General features: G+C 68.3%; 15 protein-coding genes. 10 read left to right on the top strand and 5 right to left on the bottom strand.

Annotated features, from left to right (window positions below; genetic code table 11):
- Nucleotide 1: 1 nt before the first annotated feature.
- Nucleotides 2-3,310, bottom strand: coding sequence for an acetyl-CoA carboxylase family protein (locus AC1Q6V_RS31490; protein ID WP_454750446.1), 3,309 nt, complete (start codon nt 3,308-3,310; stop codon nt 2-4).
- Between the two features lie 208 nt (nt 3,311-3,518).
- Between AC1Q6V_RS31490 and AC1Q6V_RS31485 the strand changes: the two genes are divergently transcribed.
- Both AC1Q6V_RS31485 and AC1Q6V_RS31480 read left to right on the top strand, forming a co-directional pair.
- Nucleotides 3,519-4,181, top strand: a complete 663-nt coding sequence (locus tag AC1Q6V_RS31485) for a TetR/AcrR family transcriptional regulator (RefSeq protein ID WP_010814785.1) — start codon at nt 3,519-3,521, stop codon at nt 4,179-4,181.
- Between the two features lie 188 nt (nt 4,182-4,369).
- A complete protein-coding gene (locus tag AC1Q6V_RS31480; protein ID WP_010814784.1) occupies nt 4,370-6,052 on the top strand; it encodes a long-chain fatty acid--CoA ligase in 1,683 nt (560 codons plus the stop codon).
- Nucleotides 6,053-6,124: 72 nt separating this feature from the next.
- Here the strand turns inward: AC1Q6V_RS31480 and AC1Q6V_RS31475 are convergent, their stop codons facing one another.
- The 4 genes from AC1Q6V_RS31475 to AC1Q6V_RS31460 form a co-directional block, all read right to left on the bottom strand.
- On the bottom strand, nt 6,125-6,571 hold the full coding sequence (locus tag AC1Q6V_RS31475) for a hypothetical protein (RefSeq protein WP_010814783.1): 447 nt from the start codon (nt 6,569-6,571) through the stop codon (nt 6,125-6,127).
- Entirely contained in the window at nt 6,568-7,071 is a 504-nt protein-coding gene (locus AC1Q6V_RS31470; protein WP_010814782.1) for a MarR family winged helix-turn-helix transcriptional regulator, read from the bottom strand. The genes AC1Q6V_RS31475 and AC1Q6V_RS31470 overlap by 4 nt, the downstream gene beginning before the upstream one ends.
- A 130-nt stretch (nt 7,072-7,201) precedes the next feature.
- Nucleotides 7,202-8,203, bottom strand: coding sequence for a tripartite tricarboxylate transporter substrate binding protein (locus tag AC1Q6V_RS31465; protein WP_010814781.1), 1,002 nt, complete (start codon nt 8,201-8,203; stop codon nt 7,202-7,204).
- A gap of 171 nt (nt 8,204-8,374) precedes the next feature.
- Complete coding sequence (locus AC1Q6V_RS31460; RefSeq protein ID WP_010814780.1) at nt 8,375-9,514, bottom strand: porin; 1,140 nt, start codon at nt 9,512-9,514, stop codon at nt 8,375-8,377.
- Between the two features lie 338 nt (nt 9,515-9,852).
- Between AC1Q6V_RS31460 and coq7 the strand changes: the two genes are divergently transcribed.
- The 8 genes from coq7 (at nt 9,853) to mraY (ending at nt 18,586) form a co-directional block, all read left to right on the top strand.
- Nucleotides 9,853-10,476, top strand: a complete 624-nt coding sequence (gene coq7 / locus AC1Q6V_RS31455; RefSeq protein WP_010814779.1) for a 2-polyprenyl-3-methyl-6-methoxy-1,4-benzoquinone monooxygenase — start codon at nt 9,853-9,855, stop codon at nt 10,474-10,476.
- Between the two features lie 417 nt (nt 10,477-10,893).
- Entirely contained in the window at nt 10,894-11,322 is a 429-nt protein-coding gene (mraZ, locus tag AC1Q6V_RS31450) for a division/cell wall cluster transcriptional repressor MraZ (RefSeq protein WP_010814778.1), read from the top strand.
- Between the two features lie 7 nt (nt 11,323-11,329).
- Complete coding sequence (rsmH, locus tag AC1Q6V_RS31445) at nt 11,330-12,331, top strand: 16S rRNA (cytosine(1402)-N(4))-methyltransferase RsmH (protein WP_454750447.1); 1,002 nt, start codon at nt 11,330-11,332, stop codon at nt 12,329-12,331.
- A complete protein-coding gene (gene ftsL, locus AC1Q6V_RS31440; protein WP_010814776.1) occupies nt 12,328-12,645 on the top strand; it encodes a cell division protein FtsL in 318 nt (105 codons plus the stop codon). The genes rsmH and ftsL overlap by 4 nt, the downstream gene beginning before the upstream one ends.
- Nucleotides 12,642-14,447 carry a peptidoglycan D,D-transpeptidase FtsI family protein gene (locus tag AC1Q6V_RS31435; protein ID WP_010814775.1) on the top strand — a complete coding sequence of 602 codons (1,806 nt, stop codon included), beginning with the start codon at nt 12,642-12,644 and terminating at the stop codon, nt 14,445-14,447. The genes ftsL and AC1Q6V_RS31435 overlap by 4 nt, the downstream gene beginning before the upstream one ends.
- Entirely contained in the window at nt 14,444-16,006 is a 1,563-nt protein-coding gene (locus tag AC1Q6V_RS31430; protein WP_058698450.1) for a UDP-N-acetylmuramoyl-L-alanyl-D-glutamate--2,6-diaminopimelate ligase, read from the top strand. Before AC1Q6V_RS31435 ends, AC1Q6V_RS31430 begins: the two co-directional genes overlap by 4 nt.
- The gene (locus tag AC1Q6V_RS31425; protein ID WP_037025057.1) at nt 16,003-17,403 is read left to right on the top strand and encodes a UDP-N-acetylmuramoyl-tripeptide--D-alanyl-D-alanine ligase; all 1,401 of its coding nucleotides are present in this window, start codon (nt 16,003-16,005) and stop codon (nt 17,401-17,403) included. The genes AC1Q6V_RS31430 and AC1Q6V_RS31425 overlap by 4 nt, the downstream gene beginning before the upstream one ends.
- A 13-nt stretch (nt 17,404-17,416) precedes the next feature.
- The gene (gene mraY / locus AC1Q6V_RS31420; protein ID WP_010814772.1) at nt 17,417-18,586 is read left to right on the top strand and encodes a phospho-N-acetylmuramoyl-pentapeptide-transferase; all 1,170 of its coding nucleotides are present in this window, start codon (nt 17,417-17,419) and stop codon (nt 18,584-18,586) included.
- The last annotated feature ends 42 nt before the right edge of the window (nt 18,587-18,628 follow it).

Below are 18,628 nucleotides of genomic sequence, written 5' to 3'. Positions count from 1 at the left end.
CTTACCAGGTATCGATGAACCGTCTCGGTGCGTTGGCCTGGCGGCCGAGGCTCCCCGGCGGCACCGAGGCCAGCCCGCGCAGCAGCCAGCGCCGCGTGTCGGCAGGGTCGATCACCGCGTCGATCTCCAGGTGGCTGGCCATGTTGAGCGCGCGGCCGCGCTGGTAGGCTCCGTCGACCATGCGCGCGAACAGCGCCGCGCGCTCGTCGGGGTCGGCCACGGCCTCCAGTTCCTTGCGGAAGCCCAGCCGGATCGAGCCCTCGATGCCCATCGCGCCGAACTCGCCGCTGGGCCAGGCCGCGGTGAAGAAGGGCGCGGCAAAGCTGCCGCCGGCCATGGCCTGCGCGCCCAGTCCGTAGCCCTTGCGCAGCACCACCGTGAAGAACGGCACGCGCAGCGCGCCAGCGGTGACAAAGAGGCGCGACACGTGCCGCACCGTGGCGGTCTTCTCGGCCTGCGGCCCGACCATGAAGCCCGGGGTGTCGCACAGCGACACCATCGGCAGCCCGTGCGCGTCGCACAGCTGCATGAAGCGCGCGGCCTTGTCGGCGGCGGCGCTGTCGATGGCGCCCCCGAGGTGGCGCGGGTTGTTGGCGATGCAGCCGAAGGCGCGGCCTTCGATGCGGATCAGCGCGGTGATGATGCCGGTGCCGAACGCCGCGCGCAGCTCCAGCACCGAGCCGCTGTCCGCCATGGCGGCGATCACCGCGCGCATGTCGTAGCTGCGTAGGCGGTTCTCGGGGATGGCGTGGCGCAGGTGGCGCGGGTCTTCCGCCTGCCAGTCATGCACGTCGCCCTGGAAGTAGGACAGGTAGCGTTGCGCGGCATCGACCGCGGCCGCTTCGTCATCGACCAGCACGTCGATCACGCCGTTGGGCCCCTGCACGCTGACCGGGCCCACTTCCTCGGGCGCGAACACGCCCAGCCCGCCGCCTTCGATCATGGCCGGCCCGCCCATGCCGATGGTGGCGCTGCGCGTGGCGATGATGACGTCGGCGCAGCCCAGCAGCGCGGCGTTGCCGGCAAAGCAGCGGCCCGACACGATGCCCACCAGCGGCACCTGGCCCGACAGCCGCGCGAACTGGATGAACGAGGTGCAGTCCAGCCCGGCCACCACCGGCATGTCGGTATCGCCGGGCCGCCCGCCGCCGCCCTCGGCAAACAGCACCACCGGCACCTGCCACTGGCGCGCCAGCGCCAGCATGCGGTCCAGCTTCTTGTGGCCGTAGAAGCCCTGCGTGCCGGCCAGCACGGTGTAGTCGTAGGCCAGCACCATGCAGCGCGTATCGGCACCGGGAAAGCGCGACGCGTTGACGGACCCGATACCGGTGACGATGCCGTCGGCGGGCGTGGCGCTGACCAGGTCTTCGACACTGCGGCGCTGCCGTTGCGCGGCGATGGCGAGCGCGCCGTACTCGATGAAGGAGCCGTCGTCGCACAGCCGGGCGATGTTCTCGCGCGCCGTTCGGCCGCCCTGGGCGTGGCGCCTGGCGACGGCCTGGGCGCGTGCGGCGTCGTGGCCGAGGGCGTGGCGCTCCAGCGTCTCGCGCAGGTCCGCGCGCACATGGTCGAGGTCGGCCGCCGCGGCGGTCTCGGCGGCATGGCCGGCATCGCCGCCGGGCGCCAGCACGATCACCGCGGCGCCGGCGCGCAGCGTGGCACCCGCGACGGCCAGCACGCGCAGCACGGTGCCGGCGGCGGGCGCCTCCAGCGGATGCTCCATCTTCATCGCTTCGATGATGGCCAGCGGCTGGCCGCGCCTGACCGTATCGCCTTCGCGCACGTGGATGGCGGCGAGCGCGCCGTCCATGGGCGCCGGCACGGCAATGGCGTCGTCAGGGACATCGGCCAGCGCATTGTGCTCATCGGCCGGGGCGCTGTCGGCCAGGCCGGGCGGCGCGTGCAGCACCGGGTGGTCGGCGTCGGCGGCGGCAAGCGCGGCCAGCGCCTGGTCCAGGTACTGCGTGTGCACGGCATTGCGGCGTATGTCGTCCAGCTGCAGCAGATCCTGCAGCAAGCGGCGGTTGGTGTCGATGCCTTCGATGCGGAACTCGCACAGCGCGCGGTAGGCGATCGCGAGCGCACGCGCAAAGTTGCCGCCGGGTTCGTGCACGATCAGCTTGGCCAGCAGCGAATCAAAGCGCGGATTCGCCGTCATGCCGGCAAAGCCCGCGCTGTCCACGCGCACGCCTGGCCCGTTGGGCGGCTCGAACGCCGTCAGCGTGCCGCTGGCCGGGCGCAGCTGGCCCTGCGCGTCGAGGTGCTCGGCATTGATGCGCAACTGCACCGCGATGCCGCGCGGCGCGGGTGCCTGCTCCAGGCCCAGGTCGGCCAGGCGCGCGCCGGCGGCGATGGCCAGCTGGGTTTGCACGAGGTCGACGCCGGTCACCATCTCGGTCACCGTGTGCTCGACCTGCAGGCGCGGGTTGGCCTCCATGAACCAGAACGATGGGCCGCCATTGCCGCTGTCTTCCACCAGGAATTCGAACGTGCCGATGCCGCGATAGGCGGCGGCGCGCGCCAGTGTGGCGGCGGCATCGGCCAGCCTTGCGCGCAGTGCGTCATCCAATGACGGGCTGGGGGCGATCTCCACCAGCTTCTGGTGGCGGCGCTGCAGGCTGCATTCGCGCTCGCCCAGCGTCAGCACGCGGCCCTCGGCGTCGGCGACCACCTGGATCTCGATATGGCGCGGCGCGGCGACGATGCGCTCCACGTAGACCGCACCATTGCCAAACGCCGCGGTAGCTTCCGAGACGCAGCGTGCGTAGGCCTCGTCGATCCCGGCAGCGCGATGCACGGCGCGCATGCCGCGCCCGCCGCCGCCGGCGAGCGCCTTGATCATCATGCCCGCTTGCCCGTCGAGGCTGGCGAAGAAGGCCCGCGCCTGCTCCGGCGAGGTCGGGCCGGCGGTGCCGGGCACGACCGGCACGCCATGCTCGCGCGCCAGCGCGCGGGCGCGGGCCTTGTCGCCGAACAGGCGCAGCACGTCGGGCGCAGGGCCGGCGAAGACCAGCCCGGCGTCCAGGCAGGCCTGCGCAAAGTCGGCGTTCTCGGACAGGAAGCCGTAGCCAGGGTGCACCATGCCGCAGCCCGCCCGCCGCGCAGCGTCCACCACGGCGGCAATGTCTAGGTAGGCGCGCGGACCAGTGCCGGGCAGCGCCACGGCCGCGTCGGCCTTGCGCACGTGCAGCGCGTCGCAGTCGTCTTCGCTGTACAGCGCCACGCTGGGGATGCCCATGGCCGCGGCGGCCCGCGCGATCCGGATGGCGATTTCGCCGCGATTGGCGATCAGGAGCTTGTGGTTCGTCATGGGCGGGAGCGTTGATGGCGTGTGTTGTGGGCGCAGTGCGGGTATGTACTCGTTGGTACATTTATTTACCGTTGGGTAAGATTCTGGGGTGATCGGGTATTGGCGTCAATTGGCCGTTTTTCCTTTCCCCTTTGGCGCCGCAGGCCGTGGCGTCAAGCAAGGGCTCGACCGGACTGGCGTAGCGAGCCCGCCATGCGAGAATTGCATCATGTCGATTGCACCCAGATCCGCACCGCTGAACCCGCCGTTGAGCACACCGCCAGAGCCGCAGCCGGCCCGCCCGCATATCGCCGAGCGCCAGGAGGCCCGCCGCCGCCAGATTCTCGATACCGCCGCGCAGCTCTTCTACAGCAAGGGCTATCCCGGCATGACCATGAACGACCTGTGCCGCGCGCTGGGCGTGACCAAGCCGGCGGTCTACTACTACTTTACTGACAAGTACGAGATCTTCGACATCCTGTGCCGCGAGTCGGCCCAGACCTGCCTGCCCGTGATCCGCGAGACCGCGGACCCCGCGCTGCCGGTGCGCGAGCGCCTGCAGGCCTGCCTGCTCGAGATGGCGCGGCGCTGCGTCGCCTGCCATGTGCCGGCCACGCTGAGCTTTCGCGACAACCAGTACCTGCGCCCCGACACCGTGGCGTGGCTCGACAGCATGGCGCGAGACTTCTATCGCGACCTCTATGCGCTGCTGGAAGAGGGCAAGCGCGATGGCGTGTTCGCCTTCGGCGACGCACGCGTGACGGCCCATGCGATCGGCAGCGTGGTGGGGTTCCTCTACACCTGGCATGAACCCGGCCGCATGGACCCGGAGACGCTGGCGCAGGAGCTTGCCGCCAGCATGATGAAACTGGCGCTGCCCAGCGGCGGCTGAGTGCGGATTTGCCTCACTAGGGGTTATCCCCCTACTTGCGCCCGATCGGTGGCGCATAATGCCCGTCAGGGGCACCAAGGCCTGTCCGGTGGCCCCGAGGACTTCGTCTAAGTTGTTGTTTTAACCGGGGAGCACGTTTAGCATCTCGGCAAAATCGAACGACCATTCAGAAATCAGGAGACGGTGCTATGGAAAGAATTTGGCTGAAACACTACCCGGCCGGCGTTCCCGCCGAGATCGATGCCAGCCAGTTCCGCTCGCTTGCCGCGCTGCTCGAGGCATCTTTCCGCACCTATGCCGACCGCAAGGCCTTCATCTGCATGGACAAGGCCATCACCTACGGCGAACTGGACCAGCTCTCGACGCACTTTGCCGCCTGGCTGCAGTCGCGCGGGCTGCGTCCCGGCGCACGCGTGGCGATCATGATGCCGAACGTGCTGCAGTACCCGGTGGTGCTGGCGGCGGTGCTGCGCGCGGGCTTCGTGGTGGTCAACGTCAACCCGCTCTACACCCCGCGCGAGCTCGAGCACCAGCTCAAGGACAGCGGCGCCGAGGCCATCGTGATCCTGGAGAACTTTGCCTCCACGCTGCAGCAGGTGCTGGCCAAGACCCCGGTCAAGCACGTGGTGGTGGCCAGCATGGGTGACATGCTGGGCGGGCTGAAGGGAGCGATCGTCAATTTCGTGGTGCGCAACGTCAAGAAGATGGTGCCGGCATGGGAGCTGCCCACCTGCGTGCGCTTCAACAGCGTGCTGGCCGAAGGCCGCAAGCTGACGCTGCAGCCGGCCACCACGGGGCCGGATGACATCGCCTTCCTGCAGTACACGGGCGGCACTACCGGCATCTCCAAGGGTGCGGTGCTGCTGCACCGTAACGTGGTGGCCAACGTGCTGCAGTCCGAGGCGTGGATGCAGCCGGCGCTGAACAAGGGCGCACACATCGACCAGCCCATCACCATCACCGCGCTGCCGCTGTACCACATCTTCGCGCTGACGGTCTGCTGCCTGCTGGGCATGCGCAGCGGCGGCACCAGCGTGCTGATCCCGAATCCGCGCGACATCCCGGGCTTCATCAAGGAACTGCAGAAGTACAAGTTCAACATGTTCCCGGCCGTCAACACGCTGTACAACGCACTGATCAACAATCCGGAAATCAGCAAGGTCGATTTCTCCGGCCTGCGCGTGGCCAACGGCGGCGGCATGGCGGTGCAGGAGGCGGTGGCCAAGCAGTGGCTGGCCAAGACCGGCTGCCCGATCATCGAAGGCTACGGCCTGTCCGAGACTTCGCCCTCGGCCACCTGCAACCCGACCGACACCGACGCATTCTCCGGCACCATCGGCATGCCGCTGCCGTCGACCGAAGTGGTGATCCGCGACGATGACGGCAAGGACGTGCCGCTCGGCCAGCCGGGCGAAATCTGCATCCGCGGCCCGCAGGTGATGGCCGGCTACTGGAACCGCCCGGACGAGACCGCCAAGGTCATGACCCCGGACGGCTTCTTCAAGACCGGCGACATCGGCGTGATGGACGAGCGTGGCTACACCAAGATCGTCGACCGCAAGAAGGACATGATCCTGGTGTCGGGCTTCAACGTGTATCCGAACGAGGTCGAAGGCGTGGTGGCCGAGTGCCCGGGCGTGCTGGAAGTGGCGGCCGTGGGCGTGCCCGACACGCACTCGGGCGAGGTCGTCAAGCTGTTCGTGGTGAAGAAGGATCCGGGGCTGACCGAGGCCGATGTGATCGAGTTCTGCAAGGAGCGCCTGACCGGCTACAAGCGGCCCAAGTACGTCGAGTTCCGCACCGAACTGCCCAAGACCAACGTCGGCAAGATCCTGCGCCGCGAACTGCGCGACAGCCGCAAGGCCGCCTGAGCGGCAGCCGCTGCCAACGACAACGGCCTCCCGAGTGGAGGCCGTTGTGCTTTCAGGCTGCGCCGCGGCGGCTCAGCACTCGTTCGATGGCGCCAGGCGGGCTTCCTGGCTGCCGTCGGGGTAGATCACCCGCACGCACGCGCCTGGCTCCAGCCCCGGCGCCGCCGGCGCGTTGGCCGACACGATCGTGCCGTCCATGGTTCGCACCTTGTACTGGAACAGGTCCACCTGCTGCACCGGCGCGGGCTTGTTGAACAGCCGGCTCAGGTCGAAGGCAAAGCCCACGCCCACGCCGCCACCCCCGCCGCCACCCGCGGCACCCACGCCGACGCTGGTGCCGCCGCCGTAGTACGGGGGCACCTGGGCCACGTCCAGGCGGGTCAGGAACGTCTTCTCGGTGACGCGGCCAAGCTTGATGGTGGCGTTCACCGGCGTGACCTGCGGCGGCTGCGGCGTGCTGCTGCAGGCAGCCAGCACCGGCAGCAGGCCGCACAGGACAAGATAGGGCCGGGTCTTCATGGCGAGATCAGGCCGGTCTTGAGCCGGCCAAGCAGTCGGAACAGGGCGCGCCGGTCGGTCTCGGCCAGGCCCGAGAACAGTTGCCCGATCCAGTCCTCATGCGCGCGCGCCATGCGCGAGAACGCGGCGCGCCCGGCCGGGGTCAGGCGGATCAGGTAGGCACGGCGGTCAGTGGGCAGGGCCTCGCGTGAGACCAGGCCTTCCTGCTGCAGCTGGTCGGTGATGCCGGTGACGTTGCCGCCGGTCACCATCATGCGGCGCGACAGCTCGCCCATCTTCAGGCCTTCCGGATGGCGGTCGAGCTGTGCCATCAGGTCGAAGCGCGGCAGCGTGCAGGCAAAATCCTGGCGCAGCCGCGAACGGATATCGCCCTCGATCAGGGTGGTGCAGGTCAACAGCCGCAACCACAGCCGCAGGGCTTCGTGCTCGGTCTGGTCGGCACGGGTTTCAAGGTCGACCGGCGCGCTGTCGGCGCCGGCGGCAGGGGATGGGTTTGGCATCTTCAGTGCATCGGTGCGCAGGTGTGCGGCCGCGGCCGCCAGGGGCCGCCCACGGGGCGGGCAGCCGACATTTGATGCCTCAAGTATATGCGCGATACGCGCCGCCGCCCTGCCGGCGATCAAATCGGCGTCAATCCACCTTGGCGCCGGAATCCTTGACCACCTTGGCCCACTTGGCGGTCTCGGCGCGGATGAACGCGGCGAACTGCTCCGGCGTGTTGCCGACAGGCTCGGCGCCCTGCGCCTGCAGGCGTTCGCGCACGGCCGGGGCGTTCAGCGCCTTGGCCACTTCCTGCTGGATGCGGTGGATGACGTCCGGCGGCGTGCCGGCCGGCGCCAGCATGCCGAACCAGGAGCTGGCTTCATACTGAGGCAGGCCCGCAGCCTGGGCAATGGTTGGCACGCCCGGCAGCGCCGGCGAGGGCCTGGCGCTGGTCACCGCCAGCGCCTTGAGCTTGCCGCTCTTGATCAGCGCCATCGACGACGGCAGGTTGTCGAACATCACCTGCATGGTGCCCCCGGCCAGGTCCGTCAGCGCCGGCCCGCTGCCCTTGTACGGGAAGTGGACCATGAAGGTCCGGGTCTGCGTCTTGAACAACTCCCCGGCCAGGTGGATCGAGGTGCCGTTGCCACTGGAGGCCATGTTGATCTTGCCGGGATTGGCGCGCGCGTAAGTGATCAGGTCCTTGACGCTGTCGATCTTGTTCTGCTGCGCAAACACCGGGTTCAGCACCAGCACGTTGGGCACGGCCGCCACCTCGGTGATCGGGGCGAAGTCCTTGATCGGATCGAACGGCAGCTTGCCGTACAGCGACTGGTTGATGCCATGGGTGCCCACGGTGCCCATCAGCAGCGTGTAGCCGTCCGGAGCGGCCTTGGCGACGATGTCCGCGCCGATATTGCCGCCGGCACCGGGTTTGTTGTCGACCACCACGTTCCAGCCCGGCAGCCTGGCCAGCTCTGCGGCCACGGCGCGGGCCAGGATGTCGGTGGTGCCGCCGGCGGCAAAGGGCACCACCAGCCGGATCGGCTTGGCCGGGTACGGGTCTGCGGCCAGCGCCGACTGGCTGGCGAGCGCGGCAAGGCTGGCGGACAGCAGCAGCGCAACGACGCGCCGGCGAGTGGGTTGCATGGGTGGTCTCCTGGTGTGGCCCGCTCTCGGTACCTGGGGGGCTATGGTCAGTGCATTCTAGTCGGCGCCCGCAGTGGCGCCGATGAGGTGATGCCCTATGGGGCTGCAGCGCCGCGCCAATGAAAAAAGGCACCCGAAGGTGCCTTTCAAGCTCAGCCTTGCGACTGGCGATCAGAACTTGTGGCGGATGCCGATGGCGGCGCCAATCATCTTGTCTTCGCCGGTACCCAGGAAGTAACCATTGGCGAAGCTGATCGCCGAGGTGTCGAAGTTCAGGCCGGCGTTCTTCGAGAAGGCCGTGGTCAGGTACACGTCGGTGCGCTTGGACAGGTTGTAGTCGGCCACGAACGAAATCTGCCAGGGGTTCTTGATGTTGTTGGTGGTGTTGACGGTGGCGGCGGCCGGGTTGAAGTTCTTGACGTCGTCGTAGTAGTACGCGAGCGTCAGGCCCAGTGCCGGCGTGACCTGGTAGTTGGCACCGACCCAGTAGTAGTTGTCCTTCAGGATCGTATTGTCGTTCACATGCTTGCTCATGCCCCAGCGATAGCCAGCCATCAGCTTGGCCGGACCGAAGGCATAGCTGGCAGCGACCGCGGCTTTCTTGAATTCGCCGGTGCCGCCGGCGGCGTTCAGGGTCGGGTTGTACTGGTCATAGGCGCCGCTGATGCCGAACGGGCCGGCTGACCACGACACGCCGGCACCGTAGCCGGTGTCGCGGCGGAACTGGCCGGCGACTTCGCCACCGCCGGCAACGCCGTTACCGAACGACCAGTGCGCGACCGCGGTCACCGGGCCGAACTTGCCGGTGTACTTGGCGGTGTTGTCCGAACGGAAGTTCAGGCCCAGTTGAGCGACCACCGGCTCGTACTGGGTGGCATAGCCGGTCGGCGAAAAATTGGCCATCATGTCAAACAGCGAGGTGTACTGGCGACCGAAGGTCACGCGGCCCACCTGGGCGCTTTCCAGGCCGACATAAGCCTGACGACCGAACAGGCGGCCGCCTTGCTGCGAGCGCCCGTCGTCCAGGCCGAAACCGCTTTCCATCACGAACAGTGCCTTCAGGCCGCTGCCCAGGTCTTCCACGCCACGCAGGCCCCAACGCGAACCGGACAGGCCGCCGGACGACATGCGGAAGAGGTTCTCCGACGGGCCGGTCGCAAATCCGTTGGCCGCCGACGGCGTGACGCTCGACATATTGCTCACGTACTCGATGTTGGCATCCACCACACCGTAGAGCGTGACGCTCGATTGGGCCTGCGCCGCCCCAGCAAATGCGCCAAGCGCTGCCAGCGCCAGAAGCGATTTCTTCATGCTCGTTGATCTCCACTGTAAGAATTATTGGTGACGGCCCGGGAGAACCTCCTGTTGGTCTCCATCCCCCGTGCGTCAAACTTCCTGGGAAGTTGCGAAGTACTGTAACAAACAACCCTTAATTCACTACTCAGGCCAATCCCCCTTGTCTTCTTTTAACAACTCAGGGTTTCTGAGTAGCCGGGCGCATCAATGCAAGGCGGGATGCGGGTTGGCGCCGATTAGAGGCAAGCTACAATGCGGGTAATCCCGATGGCCCCCTGTGCGTACCGCAGCCGCAGCTGCGCACCCCACGATCGCAGGGACTGCCGGGAACGAAGACCAACTGCCTCTGCGACATGGACACCCTGATCAAAGAATTCGACGTGGCATTGCGCGCCATTGCCGGCGCCACGCGCACCGCGCGCGCCAACCCGGCTGACCGGCTGGCGCCGGACACCGAACAGATGAGCGCCGATGAACGCCGCCACGTGGCCGGGCTGATGCGCATCAACCATGTCGGCGAGGTCTGCGCGCAGGCCCTGTACCAGGCCCAGAAGCTCACCGCGCGCGACGGCGCGGTGCGCGCGCAGATGGATGCCGCCGCGCGCGAAGAGGAAGACCACCTGGCCTGGTGCGCCGAGCGCCTGCGCGAGCTGGGCTCGCGCCCGAGCCTGCTCAACCCGCTGTGGTACGCCGGCGCCTTCGCCATCGGCTGGATGGCCGGCCGCGCCGGCGACCGCGTCAGCCTGGGCTTCGTCGCCGAGACCGAGCGCCAGGTCGAGCACCACCTGGGCGGGCACCTGGACCGCCTGCCCGAGGCCGACGGCCGCTCGCGTGCCATCCTCGAGCAGATGCGCGACGACGAGATCCGCCACGGCAACGCCGCGCGCGATGCCGGCGGGATCCCGTTACCTGCCCCGGTGCGGGCGCTGATGCGCGGCGCCTCGCGCGTGATGACCACCGCCGCCTACCGGATCTGAGCCGGCCCTGCCTGCCCCCCGCCGGCCCTGATTCCGGCGGGGCTGGCGGGCAATTGTTGTATCCTTCCTTCGCGCGACGGGCAGGTCTTTCCCGTGCCGCCGGCAGTTCCTCCGCAAGTGGTTCTCAGGTGGTTTCTCGGCTTTCCTCCCTAAGATCTTCATTTCATTAAGGATTCACTTTTTCGGTGCGTGAGGTGTGCGCGCTAAGTCATTGTTCTTATTCAAAAAAACTCGTTTGCTGCCCTGCAACCAGCCTTGACCCGCCATATCGCTTCCTCTAAAGTGGGAAATAGTGTGAGGAAGTGTATTTTTGTGTGAAATTGGGCCCCGACCGTGGGATGATGTCGCCATAGTCGGAACAGAAGGGATTCACGCGCATGCTGGCCGACAACCGGCCGGCATGGACCGGGAGCAAGCTTGTTTCAGGGAGCATCGGCACTCTCGCTGGATGCCAAGGGACGGATGTCCATTCCGTCCCGGCACCGCGAGGCGCTGCAACAGCAGGCCGAGGGCCGGGTGACGCTGACCAAGCACCCGGATGGCTGCCTGTTGCTGTTTCCCCGGCCCGAGTGGGAAACCTTCCGCACGCGCATTGCAGCGCTGCCGATGGATGCGCACTGGTGGAAGCGCATCTTCCTGGGCAACGCCGCCGACGTGGAAATGGACGGCGCGGGCCGGGTGCTGATCGCCCCGGAGCTGCGCAGTGCCGCCATGCTCGACAAAGAAGTCATGCTGCTCGGCATGGGCAGCCATTTCGAAGTGTGGGATGCCGCGACCTACGCCGCCAAGGAACAGCAGGCGATGGCGCAGGGCATGCCCGAAGCATTGAAGAATTTCTCTTTCTGACGAGGTCATGAGTCCAACCGGAACGCCGGCAACCCCCGCCCTGCGCCATCGCACCGTGCTGCTGGACGAGGCCGTCGAAGCCTTGGTCTGGCGGCCCGACGGGGTCTACGTCGACGGCACCTTCGGCAGGGGAGGGCACAGCCGGGCGGTGCTGGCCCGGCTGGGGCCAGACGGGGCCCTGGTTGCGTTCGACAAGGACCCAGCAGCAATCGCAGAAGCGGGCACCATCAAGGATGCCCGCTTCTCCATTGAGCACGCGAGCTTTGCGGCCATGGCCGAGCGCCTGTCGGGGCGCGGCCACGTCGCCGGCGTGCTGCTCGACCTGGGGATCAGCTCGCCCCAGATCGACGAGGCGGCGAGGGGGTTTTCCTTTCGTTTCGAGGGCCCGCTGGACATGCGCATGGACACCACGCGCGGCATCACTGCCGCGCAGTGGCTGGCGCAGGCGGATGAGCAGGACATTGCCAGGGTGATACGAGACTATGGGGAAGAACGGTTTGCTGTACAGATTGCAAAGGCGATTGTTGCTCGCCGGAGCGAACCCGGCGATGGCGGACCCATCGCCACTACTGCCGACCTTGCCGCGCTCGTGGCGAAAGCCGTCAAGACACGCGAGAAGGGTCAGGACCCTGCGACCCGCACCTTTCAGGCTCTACGGATTCACGTCAATCAAGAGCTTGAGGACCTCGAAAGAGGGCTGAAGGCGGCGTATGAACTGCTGCAGGTCGGAGGGCGCCTGGTGGTGATCAGCTTCCACTCGCTGGAGGACCGCATCGTCAAGCGGTTCATGGCGGCGCACGCCCGTCCCCAGCAGGATGCCGACCCGGCGCTGCGGCGCGCGCCGCTGCGCGCGGCCGACCTGCCGCAACCGACGCTGCGCCTGCTCGGCCGCTACAAGCCGGGCCCTGAAGAGGTGGCCGCCAACCCGCGCGCGCGCTCGGCCGTGATGCGCGTGGCCGAGAAGCTGGCCCCTGCCGCGACCACTGCCGGCGGAGGCGCACGCGCATGAACCGCCTGACCTTCTTCCTGCTGGCCGCGCTGATCCTGTGCGCGCTGTCGCTGGTGAGCGCGCAGCACCAGGCGCGCACGCTGTTCGTCGCGCTGGAGCGGGCCCAGGCTGAAGAGAAGCAGCTCGATATCGACTGGTCGCGCCTGCAGTACCAGCAGAGCGCGCTGGGCAAGAGCGCGCGCATTGCCGACGCGGCGCGCGCGCAGCTGAAGATGGCGCCGGTCAACCCCGGCAAGACCCAGTATCTGTCCGGCATCGTGCTGCCGCCGCCTGCCGAGGCGGCGTCGGCCAGTGCCGAGGAGGCGCGCCGATGAGCATGGCCCGTCCCAACCCGCCCCGCCGTGACCGCAACGGCACCGCCTCGCGCCCGCGCAGCGGGCAGTTCTCGGCCAGCCCGGTGCTGGGCCTGCGCCTGCCGATGTGGCGCTCCAAGCTGGTGGTGTTCCTGATGTTCGCCGCCTTCGGCGCGCTGGCCCTGCGCGCGGCCTGGATCCAGGGCCCCGGCAACCAGTTCTACGAGGCCGAGGGCAAGAAGCGCTTCCAGCGCACGCTGGAGCTGCCGGCCACGCGCGGCAAGATCCTGGACCGCAACGGCCTGGTGCTGGCCACCAGCCTGCCGGTCAAGGCCGTCTGGGCGGTGCCCGAGGACGTGCCCAACCAGGTCGAGGCCGCCAAGATCCGCCAGCTGGCGAAGTTGCTCGGCATGTCCGAGAAAGACCTTGGCAAGAAGCTGTCCGAGGACAAGGGCTTCGTCTACCTGAAGCGCCAGGTGCTGCCTGACGTCGCCGACAAGATCGCCGCGCTGAAGATCGAGGGCATCCACCAGACCCGCGAATACAAGCGCTTCTACCCGGAAGGCGAGGCGATGGCCCACATCGTCGGCTTCACCAACGTGGAAGACCGCGGCCAGGAAGGCGTGGAGCTGGCGCGCGAGCCCGGCCTGGCCGGCCGGGCCGGCGCGCGCCAGGTGATCAAGGACCGCCTGGGCCGCGTGGTCGAGGACGTCGGCGTGCTGAAGACCCCGCGCGACGGCGAGGACATCCAGCTGTCGATCGACGCCAAGATCCAGTACCTGGCCTACAACGAGCTCAAGGCCGTGGTCGAAAAGCACAAGGCCAAGGCCGCCAGCGCGGTGGTGCTCGACGCCCAGACCGGCGAAGTGCTGGCGCTGGCCAACTGGCCCACCTACAACCCCAACGACCGTACCCGGCTGTCCGGCGAGCAGCTGCGCAACCGTGTGCTGACCGACACCTTCGAGCCCGGCTCGATGATGAAGCCGATCACGGTCGGCCTGGCGCTGCAGCTCAAGCGCGTGACGCCGTCCACGGTGATCACCACTACCGGCAAGTACAACTTCGAAGGCGCCACCATCAGCGATACCCACAACTACGGGGCGCTGACGGTGAGCGGCGTGATCCAGAAGTCGAGCAACATCGGCACGACCAAGATCGCGATGATGATGAAGCCGCAGGAGATGTGGGACATGTACACCAGCATCGGGCTGGGCCAGGCGCCCAAGATCGGCTTCCCCGGCGCCGTGGCCGGCCGCGTGCGCCCGTTCAAGAGCTGGCGCCCGATCGAGCAGGCCACCATGTCATACGGCTACGGCCTGTCGGTGTCGCTGTTCCAGATGGCGCATGCCTACACCATCTTCGCGCATGACGGCGAGCTGATCCCGGTGTCGATGTTCCGCACCAGCGGCCCCGCCACCGGCGAGCGTATCCTGTCGCCCCAGGTGGCCCGCGACGTGCGCGCCATGATGGAAACCGTGACCGCGCCCGGCGGCACCGCGCCCGAGGCGCAGGTGATGGGCTACCGCGTCGGCGGCAAGACCGGCACCGCCTACAAGCATGAAGGCCGCGGCTACAACCGCAGCAAGTACCGCGCCTCGTTCATCGGCCTGGCGCCGATGTCGAATCCGCGCATCATCGTGGCCGTCAGCGTGGACGAACCCACCGCGGGCAGCCACTACGGCGGCCTGGTGGCCGGCCCGGCGTTCGCGGCCATCACCGGCGGCACGCTGCGCGCACTGAATGTGCAGCCCGACTCGCCGATCCGCCAGCTGGTGGTCAGCGACAAGGTGCAGGAGAGCGAACCGTGGAGTTCGACCCAATGACGGCCAAGCCACTGCTCCCGCTCGAGGTCACCGCGCAGGCCAGCAATGCGCTGGCCTGGCTGCGTACCAACGTGGCCGCCGCCGCGCAGCTGACCGGAGATACCCGGCGCCTGGCGCGTGGCGATGTGTTCTTCGCCTACGTGCTCGGCAACGCGCGCCTGGCCACCGACGGCCGGCTCTATATCGCCCAGGCGATTGCCGCCGGCGCGGGGGCCATCGTCTATGAGGCCGACGGCTTCGACTGGCCCTTCAGCGACGTCGTGCCGCATCTCGCGGTGAGCCGCCTGCACCAGCTGGCCGGCCCGATCGCCGCCGGCTGGCATGGCAACCCGGTGCGCGGCCTGGCCGTGACCGGCATCACCGGCACCAACGGCAAGACCTCGTGCAGCCAGTGGCTGGCACGGGTGCTACAGGCCGCCGGCACGCCCTGCGCGACCATCGGCACGCTGGGCACTGGCTTCCCGGGCGCGCTGCAGGCTACCGGCTTCACCACGCCTGACGCGGTGCAGCTGCAGGCCAGCCTGGCGTCCCTGCACGACGCCGGCGCGCGCGCGGTGGCGATGGAGGTGTCCTCGCACGGCCTGGAGCAGGAGCGCGTGGCCGGCACGCATTTCTCTGTGGCGGTGCTGACCAACCTGACCCAGGACCACCTCGACTACCACGGCTCGATGGCCGAGTACGAGGCCGCCAAGGAGAGCCTGTTCCGCTGGGACGGCCTGCGCACCGCGGTGGTCAACCGCGACGACGCCATGGGCCAGCGCCTGCTGGCGGCGGACGCCGCCGCCATTGGCGCGCCGCACGTGATCGAATACGGCATCGACGGCCCCGGCGCGGCCACGGTGCGCCGCCCGCGCGGCGAGTGGCTGCGCGCCACCAACGTGCGCGCCACGCCCACCGGCACCGCCTTCCATATCGACGGCAGCTTCGGCAGCGCCGAGATGGCCACACCGATGATCGGCGTCTTCAACGTCAGCAACCTGCTGGCGGTGCTGGGTGCGGCGCTGGCCAACGGCGTGGCGTGGGACGCGGCCATCGCCGCGCTGCGCGCGCTGACGCCGGTCGAAGGGCGCATGGAGTTGTTCGGTGCCGCCGGCGGCCCGGATGCGCCGCTGGCCGTGGTCGACTACGCCCATACCCCGGACGCGCTGGCGCAGACGCTGGCCGCGCTGCGCCCGGTGGCGCAGGCGCGCAACGGCCGCCTGTGGTGCGTGTTCGGCTGCGGTGGCGACCGCGACCCGATCAAGCGCCCGCTGATGGGCGCGGTGGCCGAGCGCGAGGCCGACGAGGTCATCCTGACCAGCGACAACCCGCGCAGCGAAGACCCGCAGGACATCCTGGACGCCATTGCCGACGGCATGGCCGTGCGCGCGCGCGCGCGCCAGATCGAAGACCGCGCCGCCGCCATCCTCTATGCCGTCAGGCACGCGGCACCGGCCGACGTGGTGCTGGTGGCGGGCAAGGGCCATGAGGCCACCCAGGAGATCCAGGGGCGCAAGCGCCCGTTCTCCGATCGCGAACATGTACGACTGGCGCTTGCCACCCGTGGAGTATCGGCATGAGCCAGACCCCAATGACCAACTTGCAGCAAGCCGCCGGCTGGATCGCCGGCGCGCGCGTTTGCGGCGACGGCGCCGTGGAGTTTTCGCGCGTGCATAGCGACAGCCGCAGCGTCGAGCCCGGCGACCTGTTCGTCGCTCTCAAGGGCGAGCGCTTCGACGCGCATGACTTTATCGCCGACGTGGTGGCGCGCGGCGCTGCCGCCGTGCTGGTCAGCCGCGAGGTCGATGCCGGCGTGCCGGCCATCGTCGCGCCGGACACGCGCATTGCGCTGGGCGAGCTCGGCGCCGGCTGGCGCCGCCAGTTCACGCTGCCGGCGGTGGCGGTGACCGGCAGCAACGGCAAGACCACGGTCAAGGAAATGATCGCGGCCATCTTCGCCGCGGCGGTAGGCGAGGAGCAGCGCCTGGCCACCGGCGGCAACCTGAACAACGATATCGGCCTGCCGCTGACGGTGCTGCGCCTGCGCGCCACGCACAAGCTGGCGGTGCTGGAGCTCGGCATGAACCATCCGGGCGAGACGGTCTACCTGGCCGGCATCGCCCAGCCCACCGTGGCGGTGATCACCAACGCGCAGCGCGAGCACCAGGAGTTCATGGTCAGCGTGGAAGCCGTCGCCCACGAGCACGCTGCCGCGATTGCGGCGCTGCCTGCCAACGGCGTGGCGGTGTACCCGCTCGACGCGGAAAGCGGCGGCGCCTACGCGCCGGTGTGGCGCAATGCCGCGGGCGCGCGCCGTGCGCTGTCGTTCGGCACCTCGCAGCGCGCCGATGTGCACGCCACCGTGACGCTGGTCGACGGCGCACAGGTGATGCAGGTACGCGCGCCTGGCCATGCCTTCGACGTGCGCCTGGCGCTGCTGGGTGAGCACAACGTGCGCAACGCGCTGGCGGCCATCGCCTGCGCGCTGGCCGCGGGGGTGCACGTGCCGGCGATCCAGCGGGGCCTGGCCGGGTTCCAGGCGGTCAAGGGCCGGCTGCAGGTCAAGTACACGCCGGGTGGGACGGTAGTCATCGACGACACATACAACGCCAACCCCGACTCCATGCGCGCCGCCATCGACGTGCTGGCCGGCTTTGCCGCGCCGCGTGTGCTGGTGCTGGGCGACATGGGCGAAGTGGGCGACCAGGGCCCCGCATTCCACCAAGAAATCGGTGCCTACGCCAAGGCACGCGGCATTGGCACGCTGTGGGCGACCGGTGAACTGGCCGTGCATGCGGTGCAGGCATTCGGCGCGGGTGGCCGGCATTTCGGCACCGCGGAAGCCCTGGCAAAGGCGCTGGAGGAAGACAGCAGGGGCATGGTGGCGCAAGTGGGCGCCGTGCTGGTGAAGGGATCGCGCTTCATGCGCATGGAACGGATGGTCGCGGCGCTGGTCGCAGACACTTCCGCACATTAAATAAGACAACACGATGTTATTGGCTCTGGCCCAGTGGCTGCAAAACGACTACAGCTTCCTCCGGGTCGTCAACTATCTGACTTTCCGCGCGGTGATGGCCAACCTCACCGCGCTTCTGATCGGGCTGGCGTTCGGTCCGTGGGTGATCCGCAAGCTGACCGAGCTGAAGGTCGGCCAGGCGGTGCGCACCATCGGCCCGCAGACCCACTTGGTCAAGGCCGGCACGCCGACCATGGGCGGCGTGCTGGTGCTGGTCTCGATCGCGGTGTCGACGCTGCTGTGGTGCGACTGGGGCAACCGTTTTATCTGGGTGGTGATGCTGGTCACCTTCGGCTACGGCGCGATCGGCTGGGTCGACGACTACCGCAAGGTGGTGTATCGCGACCCGCGCGGCATGTCGAGCCGCGAGAAATTTTTCTGGCAGACGCTGATCGGCCTGGTGGCCGCGGTCTACCTGGCGTTTTCGGTATCGGAAAGCAGCAACGTGCGGGTGTGGGAGCTGTTCCTGAACTGGGTCGAGGGCGGGCTGTCGTTGGACATGCCGTACAAGTCCAACCTGATCGTGCCCTTCTTCAAGGAGATCAGCTACCCGCTGGGCGTGGCCGGCTTCATCGTGCTGACCTACCTGGTGATCGTGGGCTCGAGCAACGCCGTCAACCTGACCGACGGCCTGGACGGCCTGGTGATCATGCCGGTGGTGCTGGTTGGCGGCGGGCTGGGCGTGTTTGCGTACGTAATGGGCAACTCGGTCTACAGCAAGTACCTGCTGTTCCCGCATATCCCGGGCGCGGGCGAACTGCTGATCTTCTGCTCGGCATTGGCCGGCGCGGGGCTGGCCTTCCTCTGGTTCAATGCGCACCCGGCGCAGGTGTTCATGGGCGACGTCGGCGCGCTGGCGCTGGGCGGCGCGCTCGGCACGGTGGCGGTGATCGTGCGCCAGGAGATCGTGCTGTTCGTGATGGGCGGCATCTTCGTGGTGGAAACACTGTCGGTGATGGCGCAGGTGACGTGGTTCAAGATCACCAAGCGCCGCTATGGCGAAGGCAGGCGGCTGTTCCGGATGGCGCCGCTGCACCACCATTTCGAGCTGGGCGGTTGGAAGGAAACCCAGGTCACGGTGCGCTTCTGGATCATCACCATGCTGCTGGTGCTGATCGGGTTGTCGACGCTGAAGTTGCGTTAATGGTTGCGCGGGTCAGGGACTGACGGCGCTTTCTATATAGAT

This window comes from Cupriavidus sp. GW823-FHT07B10, from assembly GCF_058794355.1.
Note: the sequence above shows the minus strand (reverse complement) of the source record. Positions and strands in the feature narration are given on the sequence as shown.